17 protein-coding genes are annotated in these 22,603 nt (G+C 65.2%); 9 read left to right on the top strand and 8 right to left on the bottom strand.

Going from position 1 to position 22,603, the window contains the following annotated elements; translation table 11 throughout:
- Positions 1–134 precede the first annotated feature (134 nt).
- On the top strand, positions 135–2,117 hold the full coding sequence (locus K1J60_RS06050; protein WP_220645263.1) for an ATP-dependent nuclease: 1,983 nt from the start codon (positions 135–137) through the stop codon (positions 2,115–2,117).
- Positions 2,118–2,122: 5 nt separating this feature from the next.
- Positions 2,123–3,883 carry an ATP-dependent helicase gene (locus tag K1J60_RS06045; protein WP_220645262.1) on the top strand — a complete coding sequence of 587 codons (1,761 nt, stop codon included), beginning with the start codon at positions 2,123–2,125 and terminating at the stop codon, positions 3,881–3,883.
- A 338-nt stretch (positions 3,884–4,221) separates the two neighbouring features.
- Here the strand turns inward: K1J60_RS06045 and K1J60_RS06040 are convergent, their stop codons facing one another.
- On the bottom strand, positions 4,222–5,703 hold the full coding sequence (locus K1J60_RS06040; RefSeq protein WP_220645261.1) for a restriction endonuclease: 1,482 nt from the start codon (positions 5,701–5,703) through the stop codon (positions 4,222–4,224).
- A 300-nt stretch (positions 5,704–6,003) separates the two neighbouring features.
- On the opposite strand from K1J60_RS06040, the gene K1J60_RS47080 reads away from it, so the two are divergent.
- The 5 genes from K1J60_RS47080 to K1J60_RS06020 all read left to right on the top strand — a co-directional run bounded on the left by K1J60_RS47080 (position 6,004) and on the right by K1J60_RS06020 (position 12,110).
- A complete protein-coding gene (locus tag K1J60_RS47080) occupies positions 6,004–6,768 on the top strand; it encodes a tyrosine-type recombinase/integrase (protein ID WP_398683129.1) in 765 nt (254 codons plus the stop codon).
- A 12-nt stretch (positions 6,769–6,780) separates the two neighbouring features.
- Entirely contained in the window at positions 6,781–7,095 is a 315-nt protein-coding gene (locus K1J60_RS47075) for a tyrosine-type recombinase/integrase (protein WP_398684225.1), read from the top strand.
- Positions 7,092–7,571, top strand: coding sequence for a hypothetical protein (locus K1J60_RS06030; RefSeq protein WP_220645260.1), 480 nt, complete (start codon positions 7,092–7,094; stop codon positions 7,569–7,571). Before K1J60_RS47075 ends, K1J60_RS06030 begins: the two co-directional genes overlap by 4 nt.
- Positions 7,572–8,234: 663 nt before the next feature.
- Positions 8,235–11,417, top strand: a complete 3,183-nt coding sequence (locus K1J60_RS06025) for a CHAT domain-containing protein (protein ID WP_220645259.1) — start codon at positions 8,235–8,237, stop codon at positions 11,415–11,417.
- Positions 11,418–11,423: 6 nt separating this feature from the next.
- Positions 11,424–12,110 carry a hypothetical protein gene (locus K1J60_RS06020; protein ID WP_220645258.1) on the top strand — a complete coding sequence of 229 codons (687 nt, stop codon included), beginning with the start codon at positions 11,424–11,426 and terminating at the stop codon, positions 12,108–12,110.
- A gap of 329 nt (positions 12,111–12,439) precedes the next feature.
- On the opposite strand, the gene K1J60_RS06015 is transcribed toward K1J60_RS06020, so the two are convergent.
- The 5 genes from K1J60_RS06015 to mobF form a co-directional block, all read right to left on the bottom strand.
- Entirely contained in the window at positions 12,440–13,018 is a 579-nt protein-coding gene (locus K1J60_RS06015; protein ID WP_220645257.1) for a peptide deformylase, read from the bottom strand.
- Entirely contained in the window at positions 13,015–13,665 is a 651-nt protein-coding gene (locus tag K1J60_RS06010; protein ID WP_220645256.1) for a peptide deformylase, read from the bottom strand. Before K1J60_RS06010 ends, K1J60_RS06015 begins: the two co-directional genes overlap by 4 nt.
- Before the next feature lie 496 nt (positions 13,666–14,161).
- Positions 14,162–14,671 (bottom strand): hypothetical protein, encoded by a 510-nt coding sequence (locus tag K1J60_RS06005; RefSeq protein WP_220645255.1) that lies wholly within the window; start codon positions 14,669–14,671, stop codon positions 14,162–14,164.
- A 138-nt stretch (positions 14,672–14,809) separates the two neighbouring features.
- The gene (locus tag K1J60_RS06000; RefSeq protein ID WP_220645254.1) at positions 14,810–15,100 is read right to left on the bottom strand and encodes a hypothetical protein; all 291 of its coding nucleotides are present in this window, start codon (positions 15,098–15,100) and stop codon (positions 14,810–14,812) included.
- A gap of 16 nt (positions 15,101–15,116) precedes the next feature.
- Positions 15,117–19,940, bottom strand: a complete 4,824-nt coding sequence (gene mobF / locus K1J60_RS05995; RefSeq protein ID WP_220645253.1) for a MobF family relaxase — start codon at positions 19,938–19,940, stop codon at positions 15,117–15,119.
- 351 nt (positions 19,941–20,291) lie between these two features.
- On the opposite strand from mobF, the gene K1J60_RS05990 reads away from it, so the two are divergent.
- Together K1J60_RS05990 and K1J60_RS05985 are read left to right on the top strand one after the other, a co-directional pair.
- The gene (locus K1J60_RS05990) at positions 20,292–20,813 is read left to right on the top strand and encodes a hypothetical protein (protein ID WP_220645252.1); all 522 of its coding nucleotides are present in this window, start codon (positions 20,292–20,294) and stop codon (positions 20,811–20,813) included.
- Positions 20,814–20,824: 11 nt separating this feature from the next.
- Positions 20,825–21,220 (top strand): hypothetical protein, encoded by a 396-nt coding sequence (locus K1J60_RS05985; RefSeq protein WP_220645251.1) that lies wholly within the window; start codon positions 20,825–20,827, stop codon positions 21,218–21,220.
- A gap of 164 nt (positions 21,221–21,384) precedes the next feature.
- Here the strand turns inward: K1J60_RS05985 and K1J60_RS05980 are convergent, their stop codons facing one another.
- The gene (locus K1J60_RS05980) at positions 21,385–21,882 is read right to left on the bottom strand and encodes a hypothetical protein (RefSeq protein WP_220645250.1); all 498 of its coding nucleotides are present in this window, start codon (positions 21,880–21,882) and stop codon (positions 21,385–21,387) included.
- Between the two features lie 108 nt (positions 21,883–21,990).
- Positions 21,991–22,581 (bottom strand): hypothetical protein, encoded by a 591-nt coding sequence (locus tag K1J60_RS05975; RefSeq protein WP_220645249.1) that lies wholly within the window; start codon positions 22,579–22,581, stop codon positions 21,991–21,993.
- Positions 22,582–22,603: the final 22 nt, after the last annotated feature.

Genomic DNA, 22,603 nt, shown 5'->3' with positions numbered 1-22,603 from the left:
CTCTGTTACCGGTCAGTTCGGCTGCACCTTCTGGGGGTCGCGTGCCAAAGTGCGCATGGGCTGCCCTATGTGATGCTTGGTGCAGTCGACTCTTTTGCGTAAATGGCAGGCCTGAAGTCGACGGGGACGAGTTGGTGAGCCAAAGCCAAGAAGAGCCGCAAGCAGGGATGTACTTGTCCAGGCTCGGCATCAAGAACTTCCGCTCCTGCTACGAAGTGGAAGTCGAGTTGCAGCCGAACATTACGCTCCTCGTCGGCGAGAACAACTCCGGTAAGTCAAACGTCATCGAAGCGCTCAGGCTGGCCACCACACCCTTGAATCGTCGATCCACGCGGTGGTTCGACGAATCCGACCTGTCGCATGGTCGAGAAGCGGAAGAGGCTCAGTTCCGCGCGTCGTACGACGGTCTGACGTCAGCCCAACGCGCCCACTACATCGCCTCGCTCGATGTGGAGACCAATCAGGCTGCCTACACGACGACGTACAAGCGGGATGAGTCCCGGCAACAGATGCGCCCGAGCGTGACAGCCGGACCTGTGGATGGACCCGACGCCGAGCCAGAGAAGCGGGACCAGATCGCGCACGTCTACCTGGCGCCTCTTCGGGATGCGCAGCGGGAGTTGGACTCGTCGGACGGCAACCGCCTGCTGCGGATCATCCGCTACCTCACCGATGAAGACGAACAGGAAGCGTTCCGCGCGCAGGCCAACGACTCGTTCACCAAGCTCAAGGAACACCCGGTCCTGACCTCTACGACCAAAGAGATCCAGGGTCACCTGGGAGAACTGACCGACTCGGTTCGGGGGCAGACCGTCGAGGTCGCTTTCGCCGAGTACGAGCTGCACCGACTGGCCCGGAGCCTGCGGGTCAAGATGGCCGAGGCTGGCATCCCGCCAGCGGACCTCACCGAGTCGGGCCTTGGCTACGCCAACCTCCTCTTCATCGCCACCGTCATCCTGGAGCTGCGCAACGCCCAGCACATGGAACTGACGCTCTTCCTTGTCGAGGAGCCGGAGGCCCATCTCCACCCACAGCTCCAAGCGGTGCTGCTGGACTACCTGTGGGAACAGGCCGAAGCCTCGCTCAAGGACGATTCGCACGGCCCCGCCGGCCGTATCCAGGTCATCGCGAGCACGCATTCGCCCAATCTGGCTAGCAGCGTCGGTATCGAGAACGTCGTGGCGCTGCGCACGCGAGTGGACAAGGAGAGGGTCCGGGACGACGACGGCCAGGAGAAGGAGGTGCTACGCCGGAAGACGCAAGCGCTCCCTCTGGCCAAGCTCGCCCTCACCGACGACGAACGGCGAAAGATCAATCAGTACCTCGATGCCACCCGCGCCGGCCTGCTCTTTGCCCGTCGCGTCATCCTGGTGGAAGGCATTGCTGAAGCGGTCCTGCTGCCGGTCATCGCCCGGCACTGCGTCTTCAAAGGCGAGGACCAGGCGAAACAGCGTCGGGACTTCCACGGCGTCACGATCATCAACGTCGGCAGCGTCGACTTTGCGCCGTACATCACGCTGCTGCTCTCGGCGGTCAACGGGTGTCGGCTGCTGGACAAGCTGACCGTCATCACCGACGGCGACCCGGACATCCCCAAGGAACAGAAGACCGACGATGGGGAGGCCGAAGGCGACCAGAGCGATGCTCAGACCTCAACGGCTGCCGCTCCAGTCGAGGGCGGCCCCGGCACGGACGCCGACGGTGATGAGGACGAACCGGAAGACGATGACGACGCCGCCGTGAACAACCGTAAGGACCGGCTGACCGCTCACGCCGAGTCGATCGGCGCCTCAGACCACCTGATCGTCGCGGAAGCGCCGCACACGCTTGAGGCCGACCTCCTCGACCCCGAGGTCAACGAGCCGGTACTCAGGACGGCCTTCTTGACACAGCGTCGACGCTCCAGGAAGAAGTGGCAGGAGATCCTCGACGACGAGCGAGGTCGTTCCTGGGGCTTTTACCTGAAACTTCGCAAGCACAAGAAGTTCATTGGCAAGGGCGAATTCGCGCACGACGTGGCGCTGGCCATCCAGAGTGGCGCCGACTTTGAAGCTCCTCGGTACCTGGCTGACGCCATCCGTGGCGTCCTGCTGGATGCACGGGGTGATGAAGGTTGAGCGACGTGAAGCTGACTGACGACCAGCAGGCTCTTGTCGACGCTCAAGACAGCTTGTTCGCGGCTGCCTGTCCCGGGGCTGGTAAGACCCGGGCCATGGTCGCCCGGTTCCTGAAGCGGACCGCCGAGGAAGGCCGGCGCGGGATCGCACTGATCTCCTTCACCAATGCTGCCGTGGACGAGGTCCGGCGCCGGTGTGGGAACCAGGTGGAAGCCCTGCGGGCTCCCCACTTCGTTGGCACGTTCGACACCTTCATCCATCGCTTCATCGTCACCCCGATGTACGTGAAGTGGCACAACCAGAAGCCGAATTACGTTCGCTCGTGGCGTGAAATCCCTAGCACTAGCTTTCGCCTCGACAATATGGGAAGGGTCAGGAATCTAGAGTTCGAGTGGTTTGACTTTGACCCCGATGGTCGAGCGCACCTGGACCTTAGCCGAGTGCCGCAGGAGTTCGGTAACGAAGATGCCCATCGCATGCTGAGGCGACGCAAAAGGGAAGCAGAAGGCGAAGCCTCGGACATCTTCTGGCGTCTCGTTAAGGCGGGCACCATCAGCTGTGAAGCGGCGCGCCTCGCAGCCGAGTTCTGGCTGAGCAGTAACAAGGCGCGGACCGTCCTAGCTGCACTGCTGCAGGCACGCTTCGCCGAGGTCATCGTGGACGAGGCGCAGGACTGTGGCAGGGAAGAGCTTCACATCCTGCAATTCCTGCATGACTGCGGGGTTCGCGTTGTCATGGTTGGCGACCTCGATCAGTCGATCTATGAGTTCCGGAACGCAACTCCCGCAGCCGTGGAGGCGTTCGCAGCCACGTTGCCTGGCCCCCCACTGGAGTTGAGGGACAACTGGCGTAGCTCGCCAGCAATCTGCGAGTTCAACCGCGCGCTGCGGTCTGGGCAACTGGTTGAGACAGCCCGTGGTGACAACTCCATCGTGCAGGCCCCGGTGCACTTGATCGAGTTCTCCTCCTTGGACCAGATCGTGCCCCCAGCGCTGGACGTCGCGGAGCAGTACAAGCTGACAGCTGATGACCTCGTAATCCTTTCGCACGCTCACACACACGGAATGAAGGCGGCTGGCGTGGTGAGCCTGGAAAGCACTGGCAATAACCGCGTGCTGTCCATCGCCAATGCCGGATTCAAGCTCAGAGCGCGGGAAACGGATCCCAAGACCCGTCGGAAAGCGGCGGAGCAGGTTAAGCGGTCCCTCCTGGCTGCCCTCGCGGTCGGCCAAGATACAAAAGATCACGGTTTCGCTGTCGCCTGCGACAAGCTGGGCATCGACAGTCGCTGGCTGGAGAGCTTCGCGGTATGGATGGCCTTGCAGCTCGATGCTGAGGGGAAGACGCGGCAAGTATTTGCCGCTGAGGTCCGGGACTACTTGAAGACGGCCGACTGGGGTGCGGTAACACCGCCCGCTGCTGGCGACGTCAGCAATCTGTTTAAGGCTCCGTCGGAGAAGGACTGGACAGGCATATCCGGCTTTGGCAATAGCCCATCGATTCGCTACTCCACCGTCCATGGCGTCAAGGGCATGGAGTTCCGTGGCGTGGTGCTCGTCCTGCCGGACAGGCTGAGGGAGGATCAGGTCACCAAGCGAAGTGTCCTGGACGACTGGGAAGGCGACCACAACACCGAGGCGCGGCGCGTCCTCTACGTGGCCGGCTCGCGAGCCCAAGAGCTCCTGATATGCGCGGTCCACCGGAAGCATTCGGCCCGCGTAGGGGATCTGCTGGGGGCCAAGGGCGTCCAGTACATCAAGTCGTAGTCAGCCGCTTGTCGTACAGCGTACGGTCGGGTGTGTCCTCACGAGCGTCCCACGTTCAGTGCAGGGCGATCGCAGAGGGGGGCCCGACCTTGGCCAGTCCGCCATGGCTCTGGGACGTTGCCCAGGCCAGCAGGTCGGGTTGCGCTTTCCCGTAATTGGGCCGTCCATGGCGACGATGCCGGGCCCCCACCCCCGGGGCCCGGCCGCTCGCACCCACTCTGTTCACGGCCAGGCCCATCACGTCCGGACACCGCCTATGCCGGTGAAGAATCCTGAGCCGAATCCTCCAGAACCTGGAGGCTGGCATCGCCAGCTCCGGCCCGCATATCAGTCGGCTCCTACTCGACGTTGTCCTCTGGCTCCCACCACTCGGCGACAACGCGCAGCGCGTGAGCGTCCGAGGTCCTAGCGCGCTCGTACGACCACAGTTCGTAGCGCTCCTTCGGCTTGCTCAGCGGATGGTGCGAGCGCAGGGCGCATACGATCACGCCTGAGCCTTCCAGGTCCCGAGCCAGCTCATCCGGCGGCTGAAGATCAGTGTCCTGGTAGGGATTGACTGCCAGGAGGCCGACGACCCAGTCTTCCAGGGGCCAGCGTTGGCCAGCAGGCTCAACGACATATCCCAGCACCTGAAGCGGAACTCGGTCATCGAAGCGCTGCCGGGTGACTGACCGTTCAACCAACGGACGGAAGTAGCCACGGCTGGGAACGTCGAGCCGCCGGTATAGTTGCTGCAGCGCGCCAGGGTCCAGCGGCATTCCAATGAGTTGGAAAGAGACATTGCAGCGCACGACGGCGCGCGTTCGTTCTGCAGAGACGCTGCCGGACACGGTGTAGAACCCGCCGTCACAGACTTCGAAGTAGACGAACTCCTCGCTGTGGTGAGGATCTTCAAGCTGCCTGGTTCGTTCCTTCCATTTCCTGAGAGCCTCCGCAAAGGTATCCGCGCCACAACCATGCCAGTTGCGGCCATGCTGGTGGATGCTCCACTGACTCCGGTTTCCCGTCCACCCGAGTTCACTCAGCGAGACCAGAAGGCGGAGGACGTCACGCTGGTCCCCAGTAGCAATCGGCATATCCAGACACACGCCGCTACCCGCTGCCGGCACCCAGTCGACATCGGGCAGGTCGAGGCAGAAAACCCCGAGGCTGAATCCTCCTGCGCCGTGGAACCACGGCAGTTCTTTCCCGTCGGCGCTGAGCAGCCTGTAGCAGCTCGTGGGCAACTGCTCTATCTTCGTGCGCGATCGGCGGGCGGCCCTCGCGGCCTCAAATGCGTTCTCACCACGATGGACACGCCCGTGGACGACAAGTTCATCCTGCTTCAGACGAAGATGGCGCTCCAATTCGTGCGGGGAGCTCAAAGCAAGGCGGATGTCGGACTCGTCGAACACCAGAACCAGCCCGTCCCTGCGATCCCTCACGATCTCCTCAGCAGCCTGATCGGTGATCCCGGACATGGTGAACAGCAGGCCCACAACAGTGCCTCCGGAACGTTTCAGGCGACTGCGGATCGCGTCGACATCGTCGGTTCCGGTGGGTCGGCTCTCCCACTTCGCTTCGCATAGGTACCGGTGGTTGTGGGAGATGACCGCGAAGTCCGTCTGTCGGGGTTCTGCCATCTTCGGATTGTGGGCGGCTTGGAAGTGAGCCCGCTGAAACGCCCGTTGCAGTAGTGCTTCCAGCTTGTAGCCCCGGCGCTGAGCGTTGGGCATCGCCCGCAGGGCGTGCAGTTCGCGCATCAGGTCCGACGGATACCAAGGCTCGATCTCGAAGTCGTCGCCCACCGTGTCAGGGCGTTCCTCTTCATGGAGGGTCATGCCTAGTCATCCTGGCGTACGCCTACGGCATGGCGCCCCCTTAGCTCGTGGTCGACGACCGGGGACGGGCCGTTGTGGTCACGCCGGGCAGCAAGCGGGTCAGGGCTCGTAGGCCCAAGACTGACCGGTTAACTACAGGAGCTTGTTCCCCTCTGGCACCTCTGGTTCTGGAGGGGATCTTCACGTTCCTGGAAGGTATCCGAGGGTTTGCAAGGCATATCAGTTACGTCTGGCACGTCGACGACGGTCTACCGCGCGGAGAGGGCCATCTCTCCTGCGGACGGGTCCTTCTCCTGGGTCGTGATCGACGACAGTATCTATGAGCTTCACCGTGAGGCTTCGGCCTACCTCGACTCGCTCCGCGCGCGACACCTGTCGTGGAACACCGAACGTGTCTACGCAGGCCGGTCGGCTCTGTACCTGACGTCCTGCGCGGCCCACGGTGTGGACTGGTCCCAACCCACGCTGGGGCAGCTCGCGCGGTTCATGCGCAGGCTGGTGCAGGAGCCGCTCCCGTCCCGACGGCGTGACGGCGGCGGTCAGCAGCGGTTCCGTTCAGAGGAGACCGCGAACGCGGTGATGACCACTGTCTGTGAGCTGCTGCGATTCGGTGCCCGCTACGGCTGGGTTCCGGCCGAGGTAGCCGCCCAGCTGACGCAGCAGAAGTACCTCACCTATCTCCCGCCCGGCTACAACGCCGGCGAGGACGGGCAGTTCCGCACGGTACGCGCCCGCGAGTTGAAGTTCGTCGTGGTGAACGATGGCATCGACTGGCTGACGTTCGAGGAAGTCGAGCAGTTGCTCGCCGTCACGGATCACGCCCGTGACCGGTTCCTGGTGGCTCTCCTGTGGTGCACGGCTCTTCGCATCGGAGAGGCACTCGGTCTGCGCAGGGAGGACATGCACCTGCTGTCGAACTCCCGCTCCTTGGGCTGCCGCGTCGAAGGTCCGCACGTCCATGTACGGCGCCGGCTGAACGAGAACGGGGCCTTGGCGAAGTCCCGCGAGCCGCGGTCGGTGCCGGTGATCGAGGAACTGGTCGCTCTGTACACGGAGTACGTCTAAGAACGCGAGCAGATCCCCGAGGCGGCAGCTGGCGACATGGTGTTCGTCAACCTCTTCCGGGGCGTGCTGGGCCGTGGCATGACCTATTCGACGGCCAAGGACCTGTTCGATCGCTTGGCGCGGAGGGCCGAGTTGACGGCGCGCCCCCACATGCTGCGGCATGGGGCGGCGACCGCGTGGATCCGGGCGGGACAACCGCGGGATGTAGTGCAGAAGCTCCTCGGTCATCTTTCTTCCTCGTCGATGGTGCCGTACATCCACGCCAGCGATGCGGACAAACGTGCCGCAGTCGAGAACGTCGCAGCGCGCCACGGGGGTGTCGCATGATGACGGCTGTACGCGCTGGTGAGAACGTCGTCGTTGCAGACTTCCCCGTCGGGCACGGTGCCTGGACCACCTGGCTGGAGAAGGAACTGCTCGATCCATGGCGGCCGGACGAGTGGGACGGTCCCAACTGGCTCTTCCGCGGTGATCTCTTCAATGAGGCTACGTGCGCGTGGCCGTGCCGCGTTGCCACCTGCGGTATCGGGATCACCACCCGCAACGGGTTCTGCATGACCTGCACGACTGCCTACAGACGCAGTGGGATGAACAAGGAGGAGTTCGCCGCGACGCACGTGGCCACCACAGCCCGCCGAGCGCCGACGCGGGCCAGCGGCTGCGCGGTCACGCATGACGCCCAAGGGTGTCAGCGGGCGGCCAGCTCTCGCGGCTTGTGCGCCGGGCATCGCGACGAGTGGCGGCGCTACTCGCGGCAGAATGCCACTGCGGTCCGTGAACAGTGGAGCCGGACTGCCGCGTGAGCGGCTGCACGGTCGCGAGCGACTCGCCCCCGGGTCTGTGCCCAAACCATCTCAAGCAATGGCGCAAGGCCAGGGAGGCCGGCGGCCGGCCGGAGACCATGGAGCAGTGGGTGGATCGGCAGATTCCCTGCTGAGCATGGCTGACTTCTCTCTGGCACTGCTGGCTCCCCTTGTACGGCGGGAAGTCCTCTACCGCCTGCAACTTCGCGACGCCGCGACTGTGCCGGTCTGCGGACAGGAGCCGAGCCGCCGCAGTGTCGAGGATGCGCTGGGGCATGGGCTGCGTCAGAGTGGAATCAGAGCCCCATCACAATTCTTAGCTCTTGATCGACTCACTGCAGACCTGGAGGCGATGTGCTGGATCTCGTGGTGAGCCTAGAGGACGTAGCCGCCGAGCTGGAATTCTTACTGGCGGTATCACATGCTTCAGGCATACACACCTCTCTATCTCCGCCCCAACCAGGCCGATTACTACCTGACGTCTGACCACCGGAGAACAATACCAATGTCATGATGTGCAGTACTGGAGACATGTTGTACTGCAGCAACAGGGTGGTGCTATGTCGCTGTATACCATGTTTGGAGTCGCAGACCTGCCTATGGCAGGTCTGGCCGAGATCTACAGGGCCACCGAGCGCAGCATCGCCGACCGGGGAATCAATCGTGCCTGACGGCGACAGCTCCGGGCTGGGGTCAGGGAAGGGCGCTCCGCAGTTCCTGCAACTGACTCGCCTGGTTTCGCAGGAAACGATTTCGCTCGCGGAGGCCCGCCGCCGCGCCGTTACCGATGGCGACCTTCTCTCGAACATGAGCCTGAAGAGCGCGATTACCCTGGCGTGGAAAATAAGCTGCACTCTCGACATTGAGATGGGTCATATCGCCGCTTCGCTTCTCTGTGACTGGGTGGCAGTCAGATTTCCGGATCGGCCTGACATGTTCTACGAAACCGGTCGCGTTTTCCTTGCCACGGCAACTCAGGTACTCATGGAGCGTGCCGACGCCGAACTGTACCGGCAGGCTTCACCTGTTGCAGAGAAGCTCGTCGCAGATGCTCGCACTTTGAGTGATGACACTAAGCTGGGTAATGCACTTATAGCGGCGTCGAGATTCCACCTGGAACCATATGCAGCCGATCCAGCGCTCGACGTCAGGAATTCTAACTTCGGCTGGCTGCGCTCACTTCCCAGGAATAGGCAGGAGCGCAGAGCCTGGAAGGTTCATGAGGAAATCGGTAATGAGATGCCTCCTCACGCCGAGGAGCTGGACCGGGTTGATCGGTACCTTTGCGAGGCGGCAGCGCTCCTGAACGGCGCGGACCGGGGTTATGTGCTCGTACATCGGGCATTTGCCCTGTACTCCGCGCTGTTTTTCGAAGGCTCGGCGGACAAGGATCGTATCCGCGACTACTGTTACGAGGCGGCTTCCCTCATGCCCTCTGAGGAGAGCGATACTCTGGCCTGTGCGCGGCTGCTCCAGTTGCTCGCCATCTACGGCGACGCTTCACACTTTGAGGCTCGTCTGCCGTTTACCTCTTGGTCATTCGGTGCCGCCGTGAACTACTACGGCTTTCATCTGGCGGTGACCGTTAATACGACGCTCTTCCGAGTGATGCTTAATGCAGGGAGTCCCCAACCTGTCGTACCACTGACGCATGAGCTGCTTAGCGAGCACAAGGAAGGAGGAAGAGGTGAAGACACGCCTACAGTCCTTTCGCGGCTACGGGACACTGACCGTAATTTCTTCGAGCTTATACGAGCACACGCACTCTCAGACGACCCCACCAAATGTTCAGATTATAAGACTGTAATCAGCCTCGCCGTCCTGCGCGAGCGTGCGGCAGAACAGGGATGGCGTCCAGGACAGCTCAGCGCGGCGATCTTGCACGCGGTCGCGCACCACCCGTCGATGGCGACCGAAGGGGCATTCGGCCTAATGAGCAGCGGGCCGGATGCTGGCTTCTATGACCTGTTCCAGGTTGTCGCTGCTGATGCGACTATGCGGCTTGCTGCGGACTCGCTGAGCGAGGGTGATGCCGCGGCCGCTATCCGATATCTGATCCTAACTCTCTCATACTATATCGAGACTGGCTATTTCGACCTGGCCAGCCTAACAGCGTGGCAGACACACTGGGCCTTCTTCAGGCGCCACCTGGACCTCGAATCCATCGGCGAAAACGTCGGGTGGAAAACCATTGAGAAGCTACTCGCGACCTCAGATGATGTTTACGGGCTGCTGGATGAGAACCCTCGTGAGTACTTGAGGCGGTCATGGGTGCAAATCTTGGCCGCGCTGAGCCACGCGGGCAGAGCGAGCCCCGATGCCCTGACCTGCATCATGCAGGCCCTCAAAGGTCGAAGCCTTGCAGCTGCCCTCACGAATCCTGGACCCGCCAGCGAGTCGGCGGGGGGGCGCATGCTGCTCTCGGACATCACCCAGCTTGAGCAGGAAAGCCATGGCACTGTCGCCGCTGACGCTGATGCTGCGGTGCGCGAATGGGAAGGAGTACCCCTGGCCGATGTTGAAGGTATGCTCGGCGCCTTCATGAGTGAACGTGAGTTGCAGCAGGGAAAGTCAGCAGTAGAGGTACTGAGAAACCAGTACCGCCAGTACCAACGTATGGATACGAGCCGGCTCATGTCCGGCACGCTGTCGTTCAGGGCAGCCGGGCGCGAGGTAGCAGCCCGTTACCGGTCTTCAGTAGCTATCTCGCGAGTCCTGCCTGAGACAACACTCCTGGCATCGATCTGCTTCGGCGTAATCGGGGCCCGCGGGCCAGGGGAAGGCGTGTACCGACTGGTTAAAGCAAAGGGATTCTTCGGGACTATATACGATCACCATAGCTCGTACGGGATGGCGGTATTCGATCCGGAAGATCCGGCCGTATTGGACACTCAGGCGCTGGTAGAGCGGGGTAGTACTGGCCGGGGGATCATCCAGTTCTCCGAGTTCGGAATGCGCGTGGCCGGGCTTCGTCGAGCCCTGCTAGAGGACCCTGTCCACCGGCCCGTAGGGCGAGACGCCGCAGAACATCTCCGGCAGATGGCGAGTTACTTTGAGCCGCTGCTGAAATTTCTGTGCAGGGCCGAATCTGCTTCGACATCACACCTTTGCATATGGCCGCATCAGTCACTCTATTTCTTGCCATTCCAGCTCCTGCCATGGCAAGACGGGATTGTCGCTGACCGCTTTGCTGTCACGGTGATCCCTTCGCTTGAGTCTCTTTTCTCCCCATCCTATAGATTCCGCGAGCGCCGTTTCCTGGTAGTAGGGTGCGCAGACGGCGGAGTTGAATATGGGCTATACAGTGAGCCAGCACTGCACTCGCAAGTGAAGAACATCGCCGAAGCGATGCAGGCCATGGTACTTGTCGGCAGCAGCGCGACGCCGTCAGCCGTACGGGATCTGGTCGAGCAAAGCGAATACGTCCATATCGCAGCGCACGGTGCCCATAATCTGGATGCGCCCGCATTCCACTGCCTGTTCTTGTCTAACGCAGATGGCTCGAATGGCCGCTTGTATGCGCATGACATCTTGAGGTGCGACCTTCGCGGGACTGAACTGGTGACACTGAGCGCCTGCGAGTCCGCCCTCTTTCGCTACGACCTAAACGACAACCTGTACGGGCTCGCCGCCGCGTTCCTCCGCGCTGGTGCCCGAACCGTGCTGGGGGCACTATGGCCCGTCAAGTCAGACACGGCCAGCTTGTTCTTCGTTACACTTTACTCAGAGATCGGGCGCGGGAGCAGCAAGCTCGCTGCCTTCCGGCACGCCCAGTCGGTTACCCGGGCCGCGTTTCCTGAATATCGCGACTGGGCGGCCTTCATCCTGATCGGTGACTGGAGGTAGATCCACATGCCCAGGGATCACCTGGTTCAAGAGATCCCACAACCGACTGCGGCTCTTGAGGACGTGGTCCTAACACCGCGCCTAGAACTCGGCGGGCAGGTAAGCAGTGAAAAGCTTACTGGTATCATCTCACTCGGGCGACCCGAATTCATCCCGATCCGGCCGCGGGAGATCAAGGATGAGGAACTGAGGAAGTTCATCGAGCATGAAGCTCGAACTAGCCGGTTCGTCCTGATACACATCGTCGTGAGCTTCCATCCCACGCCCCAGCTGATCGAAAAAGCGGTGGTTGGCCTGTCTCTGTCTAATGCCGACGGCAACTCTAAACCGCCGCCCATAGCCTGGTCCTTGTGGCCGACGAAGATGAACAGCACGTCCTCTTCCACAGGAAAGATAGGATTCAGAGCGGACTTGAAGATCCTCTCGTATGAGGCCACCCAGGAGTCACAGTCGTCCCTGGACCGGCCTTTTCTCGTGGCCGTGGGGGAACGAGAGAGCGACCCGGAGTGGCAGTTCACCGGATCGAAGCAACGTCCCCTTGTCGGCATCTACCCGATGTCAGCGGTGATCCAGGCACCTATTTCGGGGCGTGTTCGAGCCGGTCTGCTACTGGCTGCGACCTTGCGTGGACGTCTGGGATTCGTACGATACCGCGCGGATCTGGCGCATGATTACTCTCATCTGGAGTTCTGATCCTCTTGTTACCGCTTGGTGTACGGCGGCGAGCGGGTCGTCAGCATCGACGCGTGGGAGAGCGCGCGACGGCTGGTTCAGCGGGCCGGGTGCACCTGGTCGACGTGGTGACCGGCTCAGCCACCACCCTCACCCCGTGCGACGGCGGTTGGAAGGTGCGCGAGGCCGGCCCGCTGCGGCTGTGGGAGCGCATCGAGCGTGTCCTGGACGCCTATGACGAAGCCGACCGGCCGGGACCGGGGACATTCACCCTGCACGTCTACGACAGCGGACAGCACCTGTGGCACCCGCAGATGCCCGGCGTGCCACTGTGCCACGGCTGTTTTGACCTATCCCCCGGAGCGCGGGCTGTACCGCCAGTTCTGTCCCGTGCCCTTGTACTCGGCCACCGAGATCGTGCTGCTGCCGGGAGCCATCCGCGCGACATAGAGCACCCCGTCCAGGTGATCGACTTCGTGGGCGACCAGCCGGGCGAGCCCATCGGTGAAGATCGTCGTCTGACGCTGCCCGTCGAAGTCCTGATACCGCACCCACAGCGTGCGCGGGCGGGGAACCTTGCCGCGGACATCGAAGAACGACAGGCAACCCTCGAACTGCTCATCGGTGTCTGACGACTCCTCGACCACCACGGGGTTCAAAAGAGTGATGGCATCGCCCTCGGCCGGCCGGACGATGGCCACACGCCGACCGACCCCGATTTGTGGAGCGGCTACGCCCATCCCCTTGCTGAAGGTGTGCACTGTCGCCGCACGGTCGGCGGCCGCATGGAGCGCCGCCACGATCTCCCGGGCCTCCGCGGCTTCTCGTGGGAGTTCGAAGGGGCGGGCCGGGTCGGTGAGGACGGGGGTCCCTTCCTGCACGATGCCGATCGACTTCATGGTGTCGCTGGCGGTGGACGGTGTGGTCACTGGCGTGCTCCTCGCTCAGCTCCAGAAAGGCCACGTGCCTCATGTACCTGATGCCGCCACAACCTGTCTGCCTGCGCAGATGCTTGACAGCTGTAGATAAGGCCCGTCTGCCGGTACTGCTCCACTGAGATCGGATCGACTCCGGGGCGCATCCGGGCCGTGTACAGCTTGCCGTCAAGGTGGTCGATCTCGTGCTGGATGAGACGGGCCAGGCCGCGCTCGTAGACCTTGCTCGTCCTGGTGCCGTCGAGGTTCGTGGTCTCCACGGTGATCCGCAGGGGGCGAGGGACCATGCCGCGCACGTTGAAAAAGCTGAGGCAACCTTCGAATTGTTCGTCGGTCTCTACGGCGGCCTCGGTGACACGGGGGTTGAGCAGAACGATGGCGTCTGCTCCCTGCCCGGGGGGCTGGACGACGGCAGCCGCGCGGCTGATACCGATCTGGGGGGCTGCGATACCCATACCCTTGGCGAAGGTGTGGACCTGGGCGATGCGCTCTATGGAGGTGAAGAGTCTCTCGACGGCCTGTTCGGCTGCGTCGTGGTCGGCGGGGAGGCTGAAGGGCCGGGCCCGCTCGGCCAAGATGGGTGCGCCTTGCTGGACGACACCGAGGTTGCGCATCTGGTCGCTGGGGCGCACCTCGTCCATCTGAACTCCCTTTGATTCACGTTCCGTTCGGGCCCGGCCCGGAAGCGCCATTCAAGACGATAGCGGGCGTCAAGGATCGGCTCGCTCGTCGACCAGGTGACACCGTCGCCGCGTTCTCCTCCCGCTGGCTGGGGCGCAGCGGGGACGCCTCGGCGGTCATGGAGGTCTCCGTGCTCCACACCACGGGGTCCAGTCCGGTGGGGATTCGAGGCAGAGAGTCGTACAACCAGCGCAAGCGTGTTAAGCAGGCCCACCACCAGCTCGAAGGCGCCGAGTTGGTCGAGTGGGACGTGACCGATTCAATTCCCGACGTTGGTCGCTGCAGGGGCTAGGCGGTGTTCCGTCCGCCGTGCGGCGCGTACGAGGATAGCGGCCAACCGACGACCCGAGGTTCACAAGGCGATGGAACACAGCGTTGGGCTCCCGCCTCTCAGGAGAGACCGGCTCCATGTGTCCGTTGTCATCTGATCGAGGCCTTTGACAGCGAACCCAGCCGTTAGGGCTTCCTTGCCGAAACCGACCCCCAGCGGTACTCCTCGACGGCCTCGTTGTAGGGGCGCAACAGCGGCTCCAGCTCCGTACGCACCAGATCGGCGTCGCCCGGCGGGAGAGTCAGCGACGCCCGCCGCATGTGGACGCTCCACGTAGCCGGATCGGGGAAGACCGACAGCCGCGGCACCAGATCACGCAGAACCAGCCCCTCACGGAACCGGGCCAGTCCGGACACCTCCAGGTGACAGCCTTCCGTGAAGGAGCGATCGCCAAAGGTCACCGGCTCGCCGAGAGCTCGTACCGGACTTGCGACCGCTGCCCTGCCGATGACGCGTCCCAGGTCACGAGTCGGGTTCCGGAAGCAACTCCTGGTGGTGTAAAGGAAGATCTCGTCGCCCTCTTCCAGCGCACGGGCCGCCTTTGACCGCCCAGCCGGGAACGCCATCCGCTGCTCGGTCAGCACCCAGCTCAGGGCGGCTCGGTCTCCGATAATCAGCAGGTGCGTCGACGGCATGTGAATCACGATAGCCGCGGCCTGGCCAGTCGGTGCACCGACCGCTGACCTGCCGTGTGACGGCAAGGTCATAGGTCAGACCGGTCACGCGAACCAGGCGTGCCGATTGGCGACGGGGTCCCGCGCGCATACGAGGGCCTATTGCGTCGTGTCTGCGACCAATTCGCCGGCCATCAAGGCACGTATGGCTTCTTCGAGGATCGCTGTGTACCGCCTGAGTTCGTGATTCTCCTGCACCAGCGGGCTGTCGCGGTCTGGGTGTGCCGCGAAGGCCTCGTCCATCTCGCGCAGACGGGACTCAAGTTCCGACTGCTCTGGTGCTTGTCCGGAGGCCACGGCCATCCGGGCAGCTCGCCGGGCGGCGAACTGCGTGAGCAGTTCCCGCTGCTGTTTGGTGAGTCCTTCGTTGGTGGTCGCCTTCTCGTCCATTCCTTCTTCTCCTCACTCACATTCCCGGTCCCCTGCGTGGTCCCGAGCTGGGGCCGTGGCGCCGGTTCTGTTCGTCCTGTGCGGTGTCGGTCCGCCGCCGGCGGACGGCATCATCCGAAGGCACGCCTGGTGTGACGGGGGCCAGGCCGCGCCGGGCTCGCTCGGCGTCTCGGTGGGCGCGTACTTCTTCCAAGCGCTGCTGGATGCGGGCCCGCTGGAAGAGCGTCATGGCCTCGTGCAACTCGGCCCACCGCTCCCGCTCTTCGGCCTCATCAGGAGTCTCTCCCAAAGGCTCGTCGGAGTCGATCTCGTTCAGCATCCGATAGGTGGCGAGTGCGGCGACGACTTGCTTCCATTGCTCCTGCTGAGTGCTGTCCTCAGCGTCCGGCGCAGGTATCTGCTCGACCCACTCCTCTGCGGGCTCCCGTCCTTCCAGCGCCCGGCGCAGGGCGAGTTCGGCGAACGCAGCGGCGGCGGCCGATACCGCCTCGCGGTCCTCCGGCTCGGATACATGGGCGTCGAGCAGCCGGTACTGGAAGTTCTCAGCCGTGCGGGCGGCGATCCGCATCCCGCCGGACGGCTCGTCTGGCCGGTGCCGCGCGGCGGCAGACGCGCGGGCACGGCGGCCGACCTCGGCGATGCGCTGCTGGAAGATCGACCAGGCATGCGCGTCGCGGGGATCGGCCGGCTGCTCACCAATGCCGGGAACGTCGTCTGCCAGAGCGTGGCGGATGCGCCACACTTCTGCCACCGCTGCGGTGCGCTCCCACTGTTCACGTAGTTCGGTTCCCGCCACGGGGACCGGGCCGAGGACCCGGGCCCACGGTGGAGGGGACTCGGCCAGGGCGAGTCCCATCTGCTCCAGTCGCTCGGAGAGCACGAGGCGGCGCTCGACCAGGTGCTGACGCCAGCCCTCCGGGGTGTCCATGTCCCGTACGGCGGTCGAGGGAGCGATCCAGTCAGGCAGGTGACTGCTGTTGTCCAGGACGGGTGGCGGACCGTCCGGGAGTTCGTCGCGCAGCCGTTGTTCGACTCGGATCTTGGCGGCGATGAGTTGGGCACGCTTGAGTCGTTCCCGGGCCATGTCCTGGCGGTGGAGGTTGGCAGTGCGCTCGGCGCGGGTGGCTTCCACAGGCTGGCGGGCCGTGTGGCTGGCCCCGCGAACAGGTTCACGCTGCCAGTCCTCGCGCATCCGGTCGCGTGCGGGCATCGCCCGGCGCAGCCGCTGCTCGCGCCGCAACAGTGCGTGTTCCGCAGTAGCGGCGCGTTCGCTTTCGTGGTCCCCTTCGTGTTCCGCGCGGCGGATCCGGGCGCGCACCTGGGCGACGGCCGCGGCGAGTTGGGCCCGCGTGAGGTGCCCGTGTGTCCGGTCGGGCCAGGCGGGATGGGGAAGTCCGTCCACGACGACCGGCCCGGGCTGGCTGTCGACGGCGGCGTCCGCACGCAGCAGTTCCTCCAAGGCGGTCCGGCGGTGCTGCTCGGCCAGCGCCAGGAGGCGCTGCAGCTGTTCCGCGCTGAGCGTCTTCAGCGGGCGGCTGCCACCCGGCTCGGCCTCCTTGCGGGCGGCACGTTCGGCTGCCTGCCGTCCAGCCTCGACGCGGTAGTCGATGCGCCAGGCCAGCACCGCAGCCGGGTCTTCGGCGTCCGCGAAGTCCCTCTCGTCGAAGGCGACCCGGATGAGCCGGCCGAGGTCCCAGCCTTCGGCCTCGGCGGCGCGCAGCGACCGCTCGGCGACCCCCCAGGCCTCCGCGGCGATGAACATCTCCGCCTCAGGCCCGAGGACCCGACGGGTGAGGTTCTGCAGCCGCTGGCTGGTGGCCCGGGCGTAGACGTCGGTGTATTCGGCGACGAGTTGGCCGATGCTGTAGGCGCGTTCCTGTTCAGCCTGGATCATCTCGTGCGCGGAGATGGAGGCCAGGCTGCTGCGGGCCACGGCGTCCAGCACGTCGCGCACGCTCTGGGCGTCGTCGGTGACGACGTAGATGTGGTTGGACTGGCGCCCCCGGGTCGCCTCGACGTACGCGGCTTCCCGCGAGGTGCGGGCGGTGATGAGGCCGTGGGCTGCGTCCATGGTGATGCCCTGGGCGCGGTGCGTCGTGTACGCGTAGCCGAGTTCGGCGTGCCTGCGCAGGTAGCCGCGCGACAGGACGATCCGTCCGCCGTGGCCGGTGTGGCGGGCGCGGACGTTGCCGCGCCGGTCGATCCGCTCGATCACCCACTGGTCGCCGTTCTTCACATAGTCGCGGCCTCCGAGCAGGGCGAGTTTGCGCTGGTTCTTTCGGGTCACGATGACGTCGCCGACGGCGGCTTGGAGCTCGTCGCGCAACCGGGCGGTCCGGCTCAGGTCGAGCTGGCCGGAGGCGAGTTGGTATGCCTGGGCCCGTAGGTTGAGTTCGCGGACCATCTCGCCGTCGTCGGCCATCATCAGCGCTTTCAGACCGGCCTCGATGTCGTGTTGCCATCCGGCGAAGACGGCGTCGAGCATCTCCTCGCGGCTGCCGCCCACGACTCGCCCCTGGTCCAGGTACCAGCGCCACGCGTCGGCCGGGTCACCATCGCGCAGGACAAGGGTTGCCTCCCCTTCGCCCTCGGTCTGGAAGCGGTGAAGCTCTTCCAGTTCCACCACGCCAACATCGCGGGCGAGTTGGCGCAGCAGGCCTCCCGACTCAACTGAGCCGAGCTGCGCGGGGTCTCCGATGAGCCGAACCAGGGCGCCGGCGGACTCCGCCTCGGCGACGACGCGCGCGAGATTCCGTGAACCCGCCATGCCCGCCTCGTCCACCACGACGACGTCGCCCGGGCGCAGCGCGTACTCTTCCGCGGCGCCCTTCCGGCGTTTGCCTCTGCGCCGTCTCAAGACGCGGTGGACGATGCTGCCTTCGGTCAGCCGGTCGCGCTGGGCGAGCCAGCCATGAAGCGTGTACGCGGTGGTATCGAGATCGCCTTCGATGACCTTGGCCGCACGCGAGGAGGGGGCAAGAGGTATGAGTCGTCCGCCCCCGGCGGCCACCGCGTCGCGGACAAGCTGCAAGGCAGTGGTCTTGCCCGCGCCGGCGGGGCCGATACCGCCGACAACGAGCCGGTCTGAGCAGGCGAACGCCTTCGCGAGCCGACGCTGCCCGGCATCCAGCTCATGGCCCTGGAAGCGGTCGACGACCTCCGTGAACCGGTCCCCGGCGAGAGCGGGGACCACCACACTGCGCGCCGCGTTCAAGACCCGGTCCTCGGCGGCGAGGACCTCCCGGGAGGTGAACAGGACCGATTCGCGGCGCCGGTAGATGCTCGTGCCGCCGGCCCGCGTTAGAGGGGCGAACGGCCGGTGCAGGTCGGGCGGTGTGATGCTCAGCGAACCATGCGACAGCACCCGTTCGGTGATCCGCTCGGCGAGCCCGTCGGCCGCCGTGCTGCGACCCCGGGTGAGCCGTACGACGTGCCGTCGCGCCTCGGCCAGCACGTGCCGCTCGCCCCACACCGCTCGCTGTTCGGACACCACGGCAAGGACATCCTCGGCAGCCTGCACCACGTCTATCTCGGCAAGGTCGCTGCCGCCGTCACCGGATGCGGATGCGTGGGCCTGCGCCGTGCGCAGCAGCGCATCAACGCGTTCCTGGCCGACCGCGGCGACGGCCGCCCTGCGCCACGTCGCACGCAACTGGGCCAGAGACCGCCCCTTGGCCTTGGTCGGCCTGGTCTCCAGTGTCGCCTGCTGGATGAGCGCCATCCGGGCCGCAGTCCCCGGCTCCTTACCGTGCTCCTCGCGGTAAGCCCGCAGCAGTTCCTCCAGCCGCCTGCCGATGTCCCGCGTGCGCTTCGAATGGGGCTGCAGCACCCCGCGGTCGAAGCCCTTGATCCCTATGACCGGACGCTTGCCCGGGGTGACCTCACGCTCCTCGGCCTCCAGCCCGAGCCGCGCGCACACCTTCTCGACTACGACCTGGTTGTAGAACTCGGAGGCGGCAACGCCCATCGCGTACAGCAGCTTTCCGTCGATCGAGCGCCACTTGCCGTCGATCCCGAGGACCTTGTTCGCCACGACCAGGTGATGGTGGAGAAGGGGCTCGCCGAGCCGGTTGTCGTGGTGTCGAAAGAGGGTGGCGACCAGCCCGCCCTTCACGTCTTCCTGGGCGACGCCGTTGATGCCCGTCCGGGTGGCGAGAGCGTGCTCCTCGATCCAGGTGACGGTCTCCAGGACCGCCTCCTCGTCGCACTCCATCACGATCCGGCAGACGTCCTCGTCGCCCTCGCCGAACAGCCCCTTGCTGAGGTCCTCCGGCGCCCGAAGGACCAAGTCATAGGCGGCGACCGCCTGTTGCTTCGAACCGGTATTGGCACTGATGTACCGGGCGAGTTCCTCGGCGTCCGTGGGAGAACGACCGAAGTCCGCCCGGAAGGCGATGGCGCCGGCCTTGGCGCGCAACTGCCGCCGCTCATCGGCGGTGGCCTCCCGCCCGGTGCGGCCTTCGAAGGCCTCGATCTCGTCCTGGATCTTCGCCGCGAGGGGGCCGGCGTTCTGGTCGTACCGGTAATAGCGGCGCCCCAGGCGCGCCCGGCGCGTGGCTTCGGCGAGCGACAGTCCCTCGTCCAGGGCTGCCTTGATGATCTCATCCGCGTTCGGGTGCAGCCCCTCGCCATAAAGAGCCTCCATCTGCGCCTCGGACACCGTCCCGGAGACACCCAATTCCGCGATCCCACCGCCGACCCACACGCCCGGCGGATTTCCTTCCGCCGTGTAGTAATCACCCAGGTCGCGGTCCGGAGAACGGCGCACATCTCCGGTGGCGGTCTCGCTCATGTAATAGCGATAGCCATCCCCAGCGGAGAGCTTGTGGATGGTCATCATGCACTCAGATTACCTTGTGTCATTGTGAATGCAAGAGCTTTGACCGCGAAGAAGGGGGGTGCAGGGAAGGGGAGTTGGCGAGCGAGGAACGAGTCGAGCCAACGAGCCGACCTGCGCCTTCCTTCTTCGCGGACCGCGAAGCGCCACGGTTTTCCGCAGGTCCGCTCTCCTGAGCGGACCTGCGGAAAACCGCGCAGTTCGCGTTATCCACAAGCAAGATCAATTCATTCTGATTGCCTCTGATTGCCTCTGAGCGCGTCATTTGAAGAAGGCCACCAATTCCCCATGTGGCGGGGATGGATTCATCGGCCACAATGGCCCAGAACCCATCGCTCAGGGGAGGCAAGTTCGATGGCTCAACGCAGGCCGAGGAAATCGGCGCGCGAGGTCGAGGCCCGCGAGAGAGTACGCGCGCGCCGGGCCGAGCACTGGGCACGTGAGCGTCAGCTGGAGGACCTTGCGACCGACTACGAAGTAGCGGCGCAGGAGATCACGGACGTCACCACGGAAGCTGAGGAGAAGATCGCCGCGTACGCCGCCCGGCTCCGTGGCGAAGCCGAGACCGCGAAGCAGGAACTGCGGGACCGACAGACCGAGAGCGTCGGCCAGATGCTCAAGCTCGACGGCGTTCGTTCAGTGGCCGATCGGCTCGGCGAGTCCGTGGATACCGTCCGCAAGGTCGCCGCCAGACCGGACAGAGCACCGGAACGCGGGAAGCTGGATCACGGCCTCGCAGCGGCGCGGTCGACCGGACAGGAGGCGGCAGCAGGCCAGCCTGTTACCCGTCCGATCCCGCCAGCGAATGCGGCGGCCACGGCGTCTCCCGGACCGGCGACCGCCGGGCCGGCTGAGCAGAGCGCGGCCTCGGCATGAGAGGGGAAGGGATGACGCGTAACGGGCTGACTGAACGGCCGATCGAGGACCTGGATCCCGAGTGGATCGGCCTCAAGATGGAGGTGGAGGACGAGCAGGGGGTGACGATCGGCTTCCGGCTTGGCCGGTACGAGAAGACGACCATGGACGGCAAGCCCATGTGGCGCCTCTTCAGCGACCAACCCGCGTGGAGCGTCACCGTGCACGCGGGAACCAAGCTGCGCTGCGTATCCCAGCCTCCCACCGTGAGGGGCCAGGGCGGTCACTACGCACAACAGCCCGCACCGGCCGCCCACCCCGCGCCACAGGTGCCCCAGTACCCGGTCGCAGGGCCCCCGGGGCCGACTCCTCGAAACCCGCAGTCCTGGGTGACTCCTCCAGCACACCAACACGGACGGCAGCACTAGGCAGAGAACGCACCAAGCCGCGGCGCCCGGTACCGACGAAGAGGAAGTCGGTACCGGGCGCCGCGGCTTGGTGTGGACGATCTGCCGCTTCGCGCCGCGGGCCTGCGTCTGATCAGGGGTGTCTTTCTCGGAGTGATCGGTGGGGCGGAGAACGCCGACCGTTTTCAGCGGCGGCTCATCACGCCCCTGGACGCGCGCGGCACGCGAGCGATAGGGGTGGCGGCGGGGCGTGTTGTCGGTGCGGTCGGGGTGGCGGGGGCGCCCTCTTGCTCGGGGTCATGCCGCGTGTCGCGACGTACGGGTTGGGTGTAGCGCTGGAGGATGCGGGCGACAGCGGCGGCGGCGTTCGCGTCGTCGGAGAACAGGTCGCGCTCCCAGAACTCCCATGGCCTGCCGCGGCGTCGTTCGAACGCGCCCATGTACCCGAGGTCTCCCCACTCGGCGCCGCCCGGGTCGCTCGACCGGCACGTCCAGCCATAGCCGTTCAGGTTTTCGGGGTTGATCTCGGTGACGACCAGGTGGCCCCACGGGGAGTGGTAGACGATGCACGGCGATGCTTCCGGCTTGCGGCGCGGGTCGCGGGGTGCAAGGGAGCGCAGCACGGGCGCGCCCGGGTAGAAGTTGTGGCCGCGCAGCGTCCGCTGTGTCTCGAACAGGGGCATGTCGGAGAGTGGATGGAATCGGGGAATGCGCAGTCCCATGGGGGCTTCTCCGTTCGGTGGCGGGTGGCCCGGGGCGGTGGCGCCCCGGGCCGGCTGGTTGCTCTGCGTTCAGGCCTCGGCGGTGGCCTTGTCGTCCGGGATCGGGTATTCCGAGGCAGGGTTGGTCAGCAGCGCCTTGACGGCGCCCCGGAAGATGTCCAGGGCGGCGGCGTCGTCGGTGTGCGCGTGCGCCCGGTCGTGCGCCGTGCTGAGTGCCTTCTCGATCTCGGCCATGGTGAACAGGGGCGGACGCGGTGCGCCGTCCGCACGGCCGGACGCATATGCGGGCAGCAGCGTGTAGTGGTCGACGCGCGCCAGATCGGCGGCGGGGCCCTCCGCGTGCCGGTCGCCGGTCGAGATCCGCCGGGCGTGGGTGTCGGTGACGCGGTACCACTCGATGCCCCAAGGCCGGTCGAGAGCGACGATCAGGGCGCCGTCGTCGTCCCGGGCGAATGCGGGCTCAACGGCAATCGTCTCCGCCATCAACGCGATCTGCTCGGCCAGATGCCTCTTCGCGGCAGCCTGGGTGGAACCGCGTCCGACGAGCGCGGCCAGCCTCAGGCGCCATCCGTCGCCGCGCCGGGCGGGGCGTTGCGTTGCGACGCCGGGCAGCGGGACGGCAACCGTCTTGGCGTCGGTGGCGGAAGCATCAGCGGGCATGAGAAATCCTCTCGGTTCTCGG

This window comes from Streptomyces akebiae, from assembly GCF_019599145.1.
In the GTDB taxonomy this organism is placed as follows: domain Bacteria; phylum Actinomycetota; class Actinomycetes; order Streptomycetales; family Streptomycetaceae; genus Streptomyces; species Streptomyces akebiae.
The sequence above is the reverse complement of the archived record's forward strand: the minus strand, read 5'-3'. Positions and strand labels throughout refer to the sequence as shown.